17 protein-coding genes and 3 tRNA genes are annotated in these 12413 nt (G+C 63.9%); 14 read left to right on the forward strand and 6 right to left on the reverse strand.

All coding sequences use genetic code 11. The features are described from left to right. Nucleotides 1-68: 68 nt before the first annotated feature. Nucleotides 69-524 (forward strand): cyanase, encoded by a 456-nt coding sequence (gene cynS, locus OK015_RS06055; RefSeq protein ID WP_442791211.1) that lies wholly within the window; start codon nucleotides 69-71, stop codon nucleotides 522-524. Beyond that, nucleotides 525-1556, forward strand: coding sequence for a patatin-like phospholipase family protein (locus OK015_RS06060; protein ID WP_268129985.1), 1032 nt, complete (start codon nucleotides 525-527; stop codon nucleotides 1554-1556). Nucleotides 1557-1647: 91 nt separating this feature from the next. On the opposite strand, the gene OK015_RS06065 is transcribed toward OK015_RS06060, so the two are convergent. The 3 genes from OK015_RS06065 to OK015_RS06075 all read right to left on the reverse strand — a co-directional run bounded on the left by OK015_RS06065 (nucleotide 1648) and on the right by OK015_RS06075 (nucleotide 4110). Beyond that, a complete protein-coding gene (locus OK015_RS06065; RefSeq protein WP_268129986.1) occupies nucleotides 1648-2343 on the reverse strand; it encodes a crotonase/enoyl-CoA hydratase family protein in 696 nt (231 codons plus the stop codon). A 77-nt stretch (nucleotides 2344-2420) separates the two neighbouring features. Next, nucleotides 2421-3263 (reverse strand): hypothetical protein, encoded by an 843-nt coding sequence (locus OK015_RS06070; RefSeq protein ID WP_268129987.1) that lies wholly within the window; start codon nucleotides 3261-3263, stop codon nucleotides 2421-2423. A gap of 124 nt (nucleotides 3264-3387) precedes the next feature. After that, a complete protein-coding gene (locus OK015_RS06075; protein WP_268129988.1) occupies nucleotides 3388-4110 on the reverse strand; it encodes an MBL fold metallo-hydrolase in 723 nt (240 codons plus the stop codon). Between the two features lie 111 nt (nucleotides 4111-4221). Here OK015_RS06075 and OK015_RS06080 point away from each other — a divergent pair, with 111 nt between their 5' ends. From OK015_RS06080 to rplA, 12 genes are all read left to right on the forward strand, one after another. Next, entirely contained in the window at nucleotides 4222-4434 is a 213-nt protein-coding gene (locus OK015_RS06080) for a type II toxin-antitoxin system VapB family antitoxin (RefSeq protein ID WP_268129989.1), read from the forward strand. A gap of 85 nt (nucleotides 4435-4519) precedes the next feature. Next, nucleotides 4520-4592, forward strand: a tRNA-Thr gene (locus OK015_RS06085). 36 nt (nucleotides 4593-4628) lie between these two features. After that, a tRNA-Met gene (locus OK015_RS06090) sits at nucleotides 4629-4702 on the forward strand. A gap of 35 nt (nucleotides 4703-4737) precedes the next feature. Next, the gene (gene rpmG / locus OK015_RS06095; RefSeq protein WP_112707785.1) at nucleotides 4738-4905 is read left to right on the forward strand and encodes a 50S ribosomal protein L33; all 168 of its coding nucleotides are present in this window, start codon (nucleotides 4738-4740) and stop codon (nucleotides 4903-4905) included. 47 nt (nucleotides 4906-4952) lie between these two features. Beyond that, nucleotides 4953-5432 carry a (3R)-hydroxyacyl-ACP dehydratase subunit HadA gene (gene hadA / locus OK015_RS06100; protein ID WP_268129992.1) on the forward strand — a complete coding sequence of 160 codons (480 nt, stop codon included), beginning with the start codon at nucleotides 4953-4955 and terminating at the stop codon, nucleotides 5430-5432. Further along, nucleotides 5419-5847, forward strand: coding sequence for a (3R)-hydroxyacyl-ACP dehydratase subunit HadB (gene hadB / locus OK015_RS06105; protein WP_268129994.1), 429 nt, complete (start codon nucleotides 5419-5421; stop codon nucleotides 5845-5847). The genes hadA and hadB overlap by 14 nt, the downstream gene beginning before the upstream one ends. Before the next feature lie 4 nt (nucleotides 5848-5851). Continuing rightward, entirely contained in the window at nucleotides 5852-6367 is a 516-nt protein-coding gene (gene hadC / locus OK015_RS06110) for a (3R)-hydroxyacyl-ACP dehydratase subunit HadC (protein WP_268129996.1), read from the forward strand. Nucleotides 6368-6516: 149 nt separating this feature from the next. Next, nucleotides 6517-6589 (forward strand) — tRNA-Trp (locus tag OK015_RS06115). 139 nt (nucleotides 6590-6728) lie between these two features. Then, nucleotides 6729-7208: a preprotein translocase subunit SecE gene (secE, locus tag OK015_RS06120; RefSeq protein ID WP_268129998.1), complete on the forward strand. Its 480-nt coding sequence runs from the start codon at nucleotides 6729-6731 to the stop codon at nucleotides 7206-7208. A gap of 26 nt (nucleotides 7209-7234) precedes the next feature. Continuing rightward, complete coding sequence (gene nusG / locus OK015_RS06125; RefSeq protein WP_268130000.1) at nucleotides 7235-7996, forward strand: transcription termination/antitermination protein NusG; 762 nt, start codon at nucleotides 7235-7237, stop codon at nucleotides 7994-7996. 61 nt (nucleotides 7997-8057) lie between these two features. Further along, nucleotides 8058-8486, forward strand: coding sequence for a 50S ribosomal protein L11 (gene rplK, locus OK015_RS06130; protein WP_267732036.1), 429 nt, complete (start codon nucleotides 8058-8060; stop codon nucleotides 8484-8486). Between the two features lie 69 nt (nucleotides 8487-8555). Next, on the forward strand, nucleotides 8556-9263 hold the full coding sequence (gene rplA, locus OK015_RS06135; protein ID WP_268130002.1) for a 50S ribosomal protein L1: 708 nt from the start codon (nucleotides 8556-8558) through the stop codon (nucleotides 9261-9263). 107 nt (nucleotides 9264-9370) lie between these two features. On the opposite strand, the gene OK015_RS06140 is transcribed toward rplA, so the two are convergent. The 3 genes from OK015_RS06140 to mmaA4 all read right to left on the reverse strand — a co-directional run bounded on the left by OK015_RS06140 (nucleotide 9371) and on the right by mmaA4 (nucleotide 12292). Further along, nucleotides 9371-10597, reverse strand: a complete 1227-nt coding sequence (locus tag OK015_RS06140) for an RNA polymerase sigma factor (RefSeq protein WP_268130003.1) — start codon at nucleotides 10595-10597, stop codon at nucleotides 9371-9373. 8 nt (nucleotides 10598-10605) lie between these two features. After that, nucleotides 10606-11304, reverse strand: a complete 699-nt coding sequence (locus tag OK015_RS06145; RefSeq protein ID WP_268132481.1) for a YciI family protein — start codon at nucleotides 11302-11304, stop codon at nucleotides 10606-10608. Between the two features lie 91 nt (nucleotides 11305-11395). After that, nucleotides 11396-12292, reverse strand: a complete 897-nt coding sequence (mmaA4, locus tag OK015_RS06150; RefSeq protein ID WP_268130005.1) for a hydroxymycolate synthase MmaA4 — start codon at nucleotides 12290-12292, stop codon at nucleotides 11396-11398. Nucleotides 12293-12413 lie beyond the last annotated feature (121 nt).

Genomic DNA, 12413 nt, shown 5'->3' on the forward strand with positions numbered 1-12413 from the left:
ACCCTTTCGCGGGCGGGAGTAGAGATTGCGAGTCGTGGTCGACGCAGTGCTAGGGCATGCTGAATGTCATGAACAGAAACGAGATCACCGAACAGATCGTCGTTGCGCGCCTGACGCGCGGCTTGACGTGGCAGGAGCTGGCCGATGCCATCGACCGGCCGGTGGTGTGGACCACGTCGGCGTTGCTCGGCCAGCATCCGATTCCAGCGGAGCTCGGCAAGGTGCTGGCCGAGATGCTGGGTCTCGAGGAGTCGGCGGTGCCCGTGCTGGCGGCGCCGCCGATGCGCGGCGGGCTGCCCACGGCGGTGCCGACCGACCCCACCATCTACCGCTTCTACGAAGCGCTTCAGGTGTACGGCCCCGCCATCAAGGAACTCATCCACGAGCAGTTCGGTGATGGCATCATGAGCGCGATCAACTTCAGCGTCGACCTGGAGAAGAAACCTCACCCCTCGGGCGACCGTATCGTCGTGACCTTCGACGGCAAATATCTTGCCTACGACTGGGTTTCGGCGGAAAGCTAGATGGCGAAAGCGGACCAATGCAACACTGTCGATCTCGTGCTCTCCGGCGGCGGAGTGAAATTCATCGGCCTGGTGGGCGCCGTCGTGGCCATCATGGATGCCGGATATTCGATCAGGAGGGTGTCCGGTGTTTCGGCCGGCTCGGTGGTCGCCGCGATTTTGTCTGCCGGAGCTGACCGGCTGAGCAGCCAGGAAGTGAAGGACCTCGCGTTCTCGGTACCGCTGGACAAGTGGCGGGACGCGGGATCCGTCCCGGTGCTCGGTGAAGCCTGGGGGCTGGTGAGGGGAACCAGCCTGTACCGGGGCGATGTGGCGCACGACTGGATCCGCAGCGAGCTGAAGAACCTGGGTGTCACCTCCTTTGGAGATCTACTCCTCGACGAGGAACAGATTCCCAAGGCGCGGCGCTCTCGGCTGGTGGTCACAGTCGCCGACCTGACTGCGGCGCAGCTGGTCAGGTTGCCGTGGGATTACCGGCGGCTCTATGGACTGGACCCCGATGAGCAGCCGGTCGCCCAAGCGGTGCGCGCTTCAATGGCGATCCCGTTCTTTTACCGCCCGGTCAAGCTGGAGGGTGTCAGCGGTGCGACATCGACACTCGTCGACGGTGGCGTGCTGTCGAATTTCCCGATCGACACCTTCGACCGCCCGGACGGCAAAGCTCCGCGGTGGCCCACGTTTGGTATCACGGTTTTGCCGAGGCCTACCGAGGGCATCGGTGCGGTGATGCCGGCGTTGAAGCCGCTGCGCTTTTTTGCACAGACGGCATTGCTGGAAAGCCTGCTCACCACGATGCTGGCCGGCCACGACCAGACCCACCTCAACCAGCCGTGGGTCGCTGCCCGCGCGATCGCGGTCGAATCGACCAATGTGGGCGTGCTCGACTTCGATGTCCCGAGGGCGCGCCTGGAAGAGCTCTACGACCATGGCTATGAGGCCGCCCAGGAGTTCCTTTCGACGTGGGACTGGCCGACGTATCTGAAACACTTCCGCGGCGGCGGTTGGCCGCTATCGGATCCAGCCCAAGGGTGAAGTGACGGCTGGGCGCCAGCGTGCCAGACTTCGGGATGGAGGAGGCGACGGGAGGTGGGGCGGTTGCCACGGCAACCGCGTCGCCTTCTCCCTACAGACCGAATTCGGCTTCTATGCCGTCGATTCCGGCGCGCAGCGCTTTGAGAGTGTCGGCGCGGGCCCGCAATTTCGTTGCGGCGTGGGCGTGCTGGTGCAGGCTGGCGAATTCCTGCGCGGCTTCCTCGGCACGGCTGACCACCATCTCGGGCAACACGATCTCGTCGACAAAGCCAGCGGCGAGCGCCGTTTCACCGAAGAAGGTCTTCGCCAGCCCCGTGGCTTGCTGATAGGCCGACCGGGTCAGCCGCAGCTTCATGATCTCCAGGGCCGCGTAGGGGATCGTCATGCCGATCGCCACCTCGTTGGCCTGGATGTTGTAGGCGTGCGCCGCCACCCGGTGGTCGCCGGAGGACAACAGGAACGACCCCATCGCGATGGCGTGTCCGGTACAGGCGATCACCACCGGTTTCGGGTACGACAACAGCCGATAAGACAACTCGAAGCCGCCCCTGAGCATGTCGATCGCGGGCTGCGTCTCGCCGGAGGTCAGGATCTTCAGGTCGAATCCGCCGCTGAATACTCGCTCATTGCCGGTGATGACGATCGCGCCCACGTTATCGCTGTCGGCCTGGTCGATGGCCTCGTTGAGCGCCGACTGCATGGTCGGGCCGAGCGCATTGACCTTGCCGTCGTCCATCCTGAGGACCGCGATGGCATCCTTGCGGCTGTAGGTGACCGGTCCGCTCATGAGAACTCCTTCGCTACAGGCAATCGATTGAATCAGATTGACATTGCCTGAACCCCGCGGGGCCGGACGTACGACGGTCAGACCTGCTCGCCGCGATGTTTACCGAGATCGTCCGGGGAGTTAGCCCAGCGCAGGCCGACGTCAGTGGGTGCGTCGAGCTGCCGGGCGCGCCAGCGGTCCTGAGTTTCGGCCACCGCGTTGTTGATTCGTTCGATCTCGGCGCGGAACACGTCGGGACGAGTTTCCTTGCTCGCGTAGTGGAAGTAGGTCAGCAGGCTGCGTAGCAGTTCCAGTTTCTGCTTTTCCCTCTTGGCCAGGTCATGCGTCGTCATCAGCTCGATGCGCTGAACGGGCGGCAGGGCATCCCAGTCCAGTACCACGTTCGTCTCCAGCGGCTGGCGCTCGCGCTCCCAGAACCGCCACCCGCGCGGCTTGTCCGGGCGGTCGTAGTAGGTCACCGACCCGGTGAAGCGAGATTCGATGGCACCGCCGATTTCCGCGCGGTCGAGCGCCGAATCCCAGACCAACCGCCACTCCTGGCCCGGCGCGAGTACCGGCAATTCGCGGGGCAGCTGCAGTTCGACGACTTCGGCATATCCGTCGGTGGAATTTTCGTATTCGGCCACCGTTGGCGGAGTCGGAAATGAAAAGCGGATGTCGTAGGCCGCGGTTCGGCCGAAATTCCGGACGACCAGCTCGATCACATGCCAGTCCGCGGCATGCGGTTCCATCAACATGCCGACGTGTGGGCGCGTCTGCTCGGCGACCAACCGGCGGTTTCGGCCGATCTGGTGGTTGGCGAAGACCAGCGCGACCACGCCAAGCGCGATCGCCGCCCAGGCAGCCCACGCCAACCAGGTGCTGGACTCAACATTGGTGACCCCGTGCCAGCTGCCCTGGATCCACCCCATTGAATCCATCCCTCCGCTTATATCACAGCGATGTGCATCCGAAATTCTGCTGGCCCGGCTGCGGAATCGCAATGACCATGTGATTAATCATGTTGGCGCAAATATCGAACGCGAGAAACGCCCGCTCAATCAGCTAGCCGCCCATCAACATTCGCCACTGATCAAGATTGGTGGCGCGATACACATAGTTGGAGCGTTTGACCTCTGTCAGTGACGCGCTGGGATCGACGGAATACCAATGCCCCGGGAAGACGGTCGGATCGCCGGGCAGCGCGGCCAGTTGCTGCAGGCTGCGGTACATCTCGTCGGAGTCGCCGCCCGGAAAGTCGGTGCGTCCGCAGCCGTCCAGGAACAGCGTGTCACCGGCAACCAGCCGGCCGTCGAGCAGAAAGCACTGACTACCCGGCGTATGACCCGGGGTATGCAGCAGCTCGATCTCGATATCGCCGATGTTGATCTTGTCGCCGTGTTCGTGGGTGGTCAGGTCGTCGACACTAATCCCGGTGACCCGCGAAACCCAGAGCGCCTCATGGGTATTCACGTGCACCGGCACACTCGTCCGCTCCAGCAAGTCGGCGAGTCCGTTGAGTTCGAAGCCCATCATCGAGCCGCCCACATGGTCCGGGTGGTGGTGAGTGACCAGCACCCCGGACAAGTGCAGGCCGTCGGCTTCCACCGCGTCGACCAGCTCGCCGGCGGCATACGCCGGGTCGACTACGACGCAGTCCCCGGTCTGACGATCACCGATCAGGTATGCGAAATTGCGCATTTGTGTCGCGAACACGTCGCCGGCAGCGAAATCGCGGCCGGCGAGCAGTTGGCGGAAATACAATCGGTCCGCTGACGATTCTGTCACCGCATCAGACTATGACCCGGTCGAGCAACCTCGTAGTTCGGGCGCATCGCGGCCTGTCAATCGCGCTTTCTGGCGAACGCCTGGCTGGTGTCCGGTGGGTATTGTTGGTTCATGTTGAAGAAGGTCGAGATCGAGATCGACGACGATCTGGTCCAAGAAGCAAAACGTCGATATCACCTGTCTGATGCGCGCGAGGCCGTCCACCTCGCGCTGCGGACTCTGCTCGACGACACCCCGGACGCAGATGGCGACCAAGAGGACGTTTACGACGAGTTCAGCGACCTCAGCGCGTGGCTACCGCATCGCAATAGCGATGGTGGCTGAACTTCCGCACGTGGTTTGGTGCCGTCGCGCGTCGCGCTGTACCCTCTTTTAGGCCCGCGGCACGACTGGTCGCTACGGGTTTCAGGCCCCCTTAGCTCAGTCGGTAGAGCGTTTCCATGGTAAGGAAAAGGTCAACGGTTCGATTCCGTTAGGGGGCTCGGCGGACGCCGAACAGGCGGACGGCGGGTACCAGAGGCGGTGTAGCTCAGTCGGTTAGAGCGAACGACTCATAATCGTTAGGTCGCCGGTTCGAGTCCGGCCATCGCTACAACACAACAATGTGAAGTGTGAGAGAGAACTGATATGGCTTCCAGTACGGATGTGCGGCCGAAGATCACTTTGGCCTGCGAGGTGTGCAAGCACCGCAACTACATCACCAAGAAGAACCGCCGCAACGACCCGGACCGGCTGGAGCTGAAGAAGTTCTGCCCGAACTGCGGCCAGCACCAGGCGCATCGCGAGACGCGCTAATTAGCTCTGGCTGTTTAGACGAGATTGACCAGTTAGGTTTTAGAGCCGTGCCGTTGACCGCAAACATCGTCGGGATGCACTATCGCTATCCCGACTACTACGAGGTGGAGCGGGAGAAGATCCGCGAGTATGCGTCGGCCGTGCAAAACCGCGACGCGTGGTTCTTCGAAGAGGACGCCGCGGCCGAACTCGGATACAAGGGCCTGGTGGCCCCGCTGACGTTTTGCTGTGTGTTCGGCTACCAGGCTCAGACGGCGTTCTTCAAGCATGCCAATGTCGCGGTCCAGGATGCCCAGATCGTCCAGGTCGACCAGGTGCTGAAGTACTTCAAGCCGCTGGTGGCGGGCGACCGGCTCTACTGCGACGTATACGTCGATTCGATGCGGATTTCACACGGCACGCAGATCATCGTGACCAAGAACATCATCACCAACGAAGACGGGGAGACTATCCAGGAGACTTACACGACCCTGGCGGGCCGTGCGGGCGAGGATGGAGAAGAGGGATTTACTGATGCCACTGCGTGAGTTCAGTTCGGTGAAGGTGGGCGACCAGCTTCCGGAGAAGACCTACCCGCTCACGCGCCAGGATCTGGTTAGCTATGCGGGAGTTTCGGGTGACTTGAACCCGATCCACTGGGACGACGAGATCGCCAAGGTCGTCGGACTGGACACCGCGATCGCGCACGGCATGCTGACCATGGGAATTGGCGGCGGTTACGTCACCGCGTGGGTCGGGGATCCCGGTGCGGTCACCGAATACAACGTGCGATTCACGGCAGTCGTGCCGGTGCCCAACGACGGGAAGGGCGCCGAGCTGGTCTTCACCGGTCGGGTGAAGTCTGTCGATCCGGAGAGCAAGTCGGTGGTCATCGCAATCAGCGCCACTACCGGGGGCAAGAAGATCTTCGGACGGGCCATCGCGTCGGCCAAGCTGGCGTAGCCCGATGGCGCTCAAAACCGACATCCGCGGCATGGTCTGGCGGTATCCGGATTACTTCGTCGTGGGCCGCGAACAGCTACGTGAGTTCGCCCGGTCCATCAAGAACGAACACCCCGCTTACTACGACGAGGCCGCGGCGGCCGAGCTCGGCTACGACGCGATCATCGCGCCGCTGACCCTCGTCACGATCTTCGCCAAGTACGTGCAGCTGGATTTCTTCCGCCACGTCGACCTGGGCATGGAGAGCCTGGTGATTGTCCAGGTTGAACAGCGGTTCGTCTTCAACAGGCCGATCCTGGCGGGCGACAAGCTGTGGGGGCGGATGGACGTCGTGTCGGTCAACGAGCGTTTCGGCGCCGACATCGTCCTTACCAAAAACATCTGCACCGACGACGAAGGTGAAGTGGTGATGGAGGCCTATACCACGTTGATGGGGCAATACCGGGCCCCGACCACCGAGGACGACGACATCCAGCTCAGATGGGACAGTGAATCCGGGCAGGTCGTCAGAACGGTGTAATTAGTATCTGACTCACGTGCCGATGTACACTCGGACCTCGGGGTTTTCCCATTACAGCGCGCTGTCCGTAGGTTCGGCGATCACCGAACGGAGAGCGCGCGTGTCATGTAGGCCCCGTAGGTAAGCACAGGTTGGCCTGCCAACCGCGAAGGGGCGTAGCTCAACTGGCAGAGCAGCGGTCTCCAAAACCGCAGGTTGCAGGTTCAAGTCCTGTCGCCCCTGCAGAAGGCGAACGTCCGACGACGATGCAGGCCGGAACGGCCTGAGGAGGAGTCGGACAATGGGATCCGTGCCATGCTGGACAGTAACCGATTCAGCGCGGGACGCATCGTGAGATGGCGAGTGAACAAAGGAGCATGCGGTGAGCGACGAGGGCCTCGACGTCCCTGCTGCCAACGACGCCGCACGCGACGGCGGTGACACCGACGACAGCACGACCGGTGGTCGGACGGCCGTCGTGACCAAGCCCGTGAGCCGTCCGCAACGCCCGACCGGTAAGCGGTCCCGGCAACGAGTGGCCGATACCGACGTCGACGAAGAGTCCTCGGACGAGGTCGAGGACTCCAAGGAGGCCAAGAAGTCTCCGGCAGCCAAGAAGGCCGGAGCTGACAAGAAGGCCAAGAAGCCGAAGAAATCCGGGGACGGTACGGCTAACCCGTTCGTTTTCGTCTACAGCTACCTCAAGCAGGTCGTTGCAGAGATGCGGAAGGTGATCTGGCCGAACCGCAAGCAGATGCTCACCTACACCTCCGTCGTGCTGGTGTTCCTCGCCTTCATGGTGGCGCTGGTCGGCCTTACAGATCTTGGCCTGACCAAGCTGGTGTTGCTGGTGTTCGGCTGAGCAAGTGATAGAGAGGACTGAATACCGTGACCACCTTCGACGGTGACACGTCCGCCGGTGAAGCGGTGGACGTAGACGAGCCCGCCGAGGTCGTCGAGGCCACTGAGACCGCAGAGGACCACGCGGCCCAGGAGGCCCCTGCGCCCGCGGAATCGGCCGAGGACGCCGACCCGGCCGCCGCACTCAAGGCAGACCTGCGTAGCAAGCCCGGCGACTGGTACGTCATCCACTCCTACGCGGGATACGAGAACAAGGTGAAAGCCAACCTCGAGACCCGTGTGCAGAACTTGGATGTCGGCGACTACATCTTCCAGGTGGAAGTGCCCACCGAAGAGGTCACCGAGATCAAGAACGGCCAGCGCAAGCAGGTCAATCGCAAGGTGCTGCCGGGCTACATCCTGGTGCGCATGGACTTGACCGACGACTCGTGGGCCGCGGTGCGCAACACCCCCGGCGTGACCGGATTCGTCGGTGCGACGTCTCGTCCGTCGGCGCTACGGCTCGACGACGTGGTGAAGTTCCTGCTGCCGCCGGGTGCGGCCAAGAAGCCCGCCAAGGGTGCGGCCACCACCGCCGCCGCCGCCGAGGCCGGTGGGCTGGAACGCCCGGTGGTCGAGGTCGACTACGAAGTGGGCGAATCGGTCACGGTCATGGACGGACCGTTTGCCACGCTGCCGGCCACGATCAACGAGGTCAACGCCGAACAGCAGAAGCTCAAGGTGCTGGTGTCCATCTTCGGCCGCGAAACGCCGGTGGAACTGACCTTTACCCAAGTCTCCAAGATCTAGCCAGCCGGCCCGTTCGCGGGAACGGCTGGACGCATAAACCAGGAAGGAACGCACAAATCTCATGGCCCCGAAGAAGAAAGTCGTTGGGCTGATCAAGCTCCAGATCACCGCGGGGCAGGCCAACCCTGCGCCGCCGGTGGGACCCGCGCTGGGCCAGCACGGTGTCAACATCATGGAGTTCTGCAAGGCATACAACGCCGCGACGGAAAGCCAGCGCGGCAACGTCATCCCGGTGGAGATCACGGTCTACGAGGACCGCAGCTTCACGTTCGCGCTCAAGACGCCGCCCGCCGCCAAGCTGCTGCTCAAGGCCGCCGGCGTGGGCAAGGGCTCGGCCGAGCCGCACAAGACCAAGGTCGCCAAGGTCACCTGGGATCAGGTGCGCGAGATCGCCGAGACCAAGAAGACCGATCTCAACGCCAACGACATCGATGCTGCCGCCAAGATCATCGCCGGCACCGCTCGGTCGATGGGCATCACCGTCGAATAGTTCGACAACCGTGGGAGGGCCAGCTTCGGCCCGAGTCAACCACGACCCAACACCAGATTGGATAGACCTATGAGCAAGAACAGCAAGGCTTACCGCGCCGCCGCCGAGAAGGTCGACCGGGACAACCTGTACACCCCGCTCGAGGCGGCCAAGCTCGCCAAGGAGACGGCCTCGACCAAGCAGGACTCCACCGTCGAGGTGGCGATCCGGCTGGGCGTTGACCCGCGCAAGGCCGACCAGATGGTCCGCGGCACGGTCAACCTGCCGCACGGCACCGGCAAGACCGCCCGCGTCGTGGTGTTCGCCGTCGGCGACAAGGCCGAGCAGGCGCAGGCCGCCGGCGCCGACCTTGTCGGCAGTGACGACCTGATCGAAAAGATCCAAGGCGGCTGGCTGGAATTCGACGCCGCGATCGCGACCCCTGACCAGATGGCCAAGGTGGGTCGTATCGCGCGCGTGCTGGGTCCGCGCGGCCTGATGCCGAACCCCAAGACCGGCACCGTGACGCCCGACGTCGCCAAGGCCGTGTCCGACATCAAGGGCGGAAAGATCAACTTCCGCACCGACAAGCAGGCCAACCTTCACTTCGTGATCGGCAAGGCCTCGTTCGACGAGAAGAACCTCGCGGAGAACTATGGCGCCGCGATCGACGAGGTGCTGCGGCTCAAGCCGTCGTCGTCCAAGGGGCGGTACCTGAAGAAGATCACCGTGTCGACGACCACCGGCCCGGGCATTCCGGTCGACCCGTCGGTCACCCGCAACTTCGCCGAGGCCTAAATCTCCGCGGCCGACTGTGAACCCTGCGACGTCCGAACGGCGTGTCGCGTCGTCAGATTCACAGTCGGCGCCGGCTGAGGCGGGGTCGGGGGCTGAGTCTCGGGGGGCTATCCACCGCATTCGGCGATACGTCGCCGCAAGAAGTCGCGGCCCGGCTCAGAACCGCCTGCCTCCAACGCCGTTCGATACCAGGTGAGCGCTTCGCTGGGACGTCCCGCGCGCCGCAGCAGATCGGCCCTGACCGTCGCGACCAGATTCGAGCGGGTCAGCCGGGGATCGCGCGCCACTTCGTCCAGCGCCTCGAGACCGGCGTCGGGGCCGTCGCGCAGGCCCACCGCCAGCGCGCGGTTGGCGCCCGCCACCGGCGAACCGGTGAGGTCCAAGAGCCGGTCATAGGCCAGGCAGATGGTTATCCAGTCGGTCTGCTCCCACGACGGCGCCGTCGCGTGCAGCGCGGCGATCACCGCCTGAGGCAGGTAGGGGCCCGTCGAACCCTCGGCCTGCCGCAGCCGGTCCAGGCCGCAGGCGATGCGGCCGCGGTCCCACTTGCGGCGGTCCTGGTCCTCGAGTGGCACCAGCATCCCCGTGCCGTCCATCCGCGTTGCCCGCCGCGAGTCATGCAACAGCGTCAGGGCGGCCAACGCGTGCGCCTCACGTTCGTCTGGCATCAGACTGCACAGCTCGCCCGCCAGCCGAACGCCTTCGTCGCACAGTTCGTCACGAATCGCCGACGAGCCCGCGGTCGACCAATAGCCCTCGGTGAAGACGGAATACACGCAACCGAGTACGTGCGGTGTCCGCTCGCCCAACAGCTCCGCCGGCGGCACCCGCAGCGGGATGTTGGCATGGCGAATCTTGTTCTTGGCGCGCGTGATTCGCTGACCGATGGCCGGCTCCGTCTGCAGCAGTGCGCGGGCGATCTCGGCGACGGTTAACCCGGACACCAACCGCAGCGTGAGGGCCAACTGCGACGGCCGGTCCAGCGCCGGATGCGCACAGGTGAACATCATCCGCAGCTCGTCATCGCGAACCGGATGCGGGTCGGTGTGGTCGGTACGCGCCCTGATGTCGTCCAGGTAGCTTCTCAAGGCCGCCAATTCCTTTCCGGCACGGATAGATTCGCGGCGCAGCCGGTCCCGCGCACGGTTACGGGCGACGGTCACCAGCCACCCGCCGGGGCTATCGGGCATGCCGTCGCGGGGCCAGCTGCGCAGCGCCTCGGCGCAGGCCTCCTGGACGGCGTCCTCGGCGATGGTGAGGTCGCCGGACCACCGCGCGAGCGCGGCTACGGCGGGACCCCATTCCCGGCGGAAGACGCCGTCCAGGGTGGACATTGCGGCGATTAGAGTGCCGAGATTCCAGCCAATTGCCGCACCTGCACCGTCGAGGCGGGGATCATGGAAGCGACCTTGATGGCCTCGTCGCGATCCGCCGCGGCAAGCAGGTAGATCCCGGTGGCGATTTCGGCGCCCTCCACATATGGACCGTCGGTGATCAGGACCTGTCCATCGCGCACCCGTACCGTCGTCGCCGTGGACCGATCGTGCAGTGCGGCGCCGCCGACTACGTGATCGCCCGCGGCCGCGTGCAGATCTGCGTGCTTTGCCGCCACTGCCTCCCATTCCGGTGTGCCGGGTGTGTGCGCGGAAGCGGCGGGTTCCAGCAGCAGCGCGAGCCAGTCGTTGCCGGTGAGCCGGCGGGACGGCTCAATCGAGTGGACCGCGGGCCACACTTCCACGGCCCCATAAGTGGCGAGCGGGATGTCGCGCGCCAGGGCCAGCGCCTGGTCGAGGTTTTCCGCTTCGAACACGTAGTAGCCGCAGGCCACCTCGGCGGATTCGGCGAAGGGGCCGTCGGTGACGATCGGCGCATCCGGGCCGCCGGTGATGACCGCCGCAGCGGCAGCCGGGGCCAGCGCGTCTCCGGATTTGATCGCCGGGCCGGCTTTGGCGTGGAAGTTCTGCCAGGCTGCCATCGCGGCGGCTGGATCATCGGCCGGACGGTCTTGCTCTTTACTGATCAACAGCGCGAAATATTGCACGTTAGCCACCTCCGGTAGTGAGCGGAGCCTCGTGCTCCACTCTCTACCTACCCGACGAACGACGCAGCCCTAATCCGACAGCCGCGGAAAATCAGGACGCGGCGCCCGGCTTGAGGTAGGTCACCAGGCTGCAGTCCAGCATCTCGTCGCCGAAGTAGTGCTCGCAGCCGCGCAGATACTTCATGTAGCGTTCGTAGACCTCGACTGAAGTGATCTCGATGGCCTCTTCGCGTTTGGACTCCAGGGCGTCGCCCCAGATGCGCAACGTCTTGACATAGTGTGGCTGCAGCGAAAGTGGTTCGGGGACAATGAATCCCGCTTTCTCGCCGTGTTCGACCATCATCTCGGTGGTCGGCAGGCGGCCGCCGGGGAAGATCTCGGTGATGATGAACTTGATGAAGCGCACCGTCTCGAACGTCAGTTTCTTGCCTCGAGCGTTCATGTTGTAGGGGTGGTAGCTGACACTGCTCTGCACGGTCATCCTGCCGTCCTCCGGCATGATGTCGAAAGTCCGCTTGAAGAAGTCGTCATAGTTTTCGTGTCCGAAGTGCTCGAACGCTTCGATCGATACGATTCGGTCGACCGGCTCGGCGAAGTCCTCCCAGTTCTGCAGCCGCACCTCGCGAGAGCGGTCGGTGTCGACGGAGGCCAGGACCTGCTCGGCCCGGGCGTGCTGATTCTTGGAGAGCGTCAGGCCGATGACGTTGACGTCGCACTTCTCGACGGCGCGCCGCATCGTGGTGCCCCAGCCGCAGCCGATGTCGAGCAGGGTCATGCCGGGTTTGAGGTCAAGCTTGTCCAGGTTGAGGTCGATCTTGGCATACTGGGCTTCTTCCAGGGTGAGATCCGGCGGCTCGAAGTACGCGCAGCTGTAGGTCCGGGTCGGATCCTGAAACAGGGCAAAGAAGTCGTCGGACACGTCGTAGTGCGCCTGGATATCCTCAGAACGCGTCCGGATCTTCGTCGAGCTAGTCGGTTGCTCTGCCATTGTCTTTTAGTTCTCCTGAATTCACTGCTTCAAACCCGTTACCCATCGCCGACTGGTTGACCAGCAACGATACCCACAATTAGGCGGAATGCTCATTCGCTGCTGGCGTCGCTCGCCGGGC

Origin of the sequence: Mycobacterium sp. Aquia_216 (assembly GCF_026723865.1) — a bacterium.
GTDB lineage: Bacteria > Actinomycetota > Actinomycetes > Mycobacteriales > Mycobacteriaceae > Mycobacterium.

Excerpts from the sequence above, each read along its gene's own strand:
- cynS (WP_442791211.1), top strand. The coding sequence starts at position 69 with ATGAACAGAAACGAGATCACCGAACAGATCGTCGTTGCGCGCCTGACG.
- OK015_RS06060 (WP_268129985.1), top strand. The coding sequence starts at position 525 with ATGGCGAAAGCGGACCAATGCAACACTGTCGATCTCGTGCTCTCCGGC.
- OK015_RS06065 (WP_268129986.1), bottom strand. The coding sequence starts at position 2,343 with ATGAGCGGACCGGTCACCTACAGCCGCAAGGATGCCATCGCGGTCCTC.
- OK015_RS06070 (WP_268129987.1), bottom strand. The coding sequence starts at position 3,263 with ATGGATTCAATGGGGTGGATCCAGGGCAGCTGGCACGGGGTCACCAAT.
- OK015_RS06080 (WP_268129989.1), top strand. The coding sequence starts at position 4,222 with ATGTTGAAGAAGGTCGAGATCGAGATCGACGACGATCTGGTCCAAGAA.
- rpmG (WP_112707785.1), top strand. The coding sequence starts at position 4,738 with ATGGCTTCCAGTACGGATGTGCGGCCGAAGATCACTTTGGCCTGCGAG.
- hadB (WP_268129994.1), top strand. The coding sequence starts at position 5,419 with ATGCCACTGCGTGAGTTCAGTTCGGTGAAGGTGGGCGACCAGCTTCCG.
- hadC (WP_268129996.1), top strand. The coding sequence starts at position 5,852 with ATGGCGCTCAAAACCGACATCCGCGGCATGGTCTGGCGGTATCCGGAT.
- rplK (WP_267732036.1), top strand. The coding sequence starts at position 8,058 with ATGGCCCCGAAGAAGAAAGTCGTTGGGCTGATCAAGCTCCAGATCACC.
- rplA (WP_268130002.1), top strand. The coding sequence starts at position 8,556 with ATGAGCAAGAACAGCAAGGCTTACCGCGCCGCCGCCGAGAAGGTCGAC.
- OK015_RS06140 (WP_268130003.1), bottom strand. The coding sequence starts at position 10,597 with ATGTCCACCCTGGACGGCGTCTTCCGCCGGGAATGGGGTCCCGCCGTA.
- mmaA4 (WP_268130005.1), bottom strand. The coding sequence starts at position 12,292 with ATGGCAGAGCAACCGACTAGCTCGACGAAGATCCGGACGCGTTCTGAG.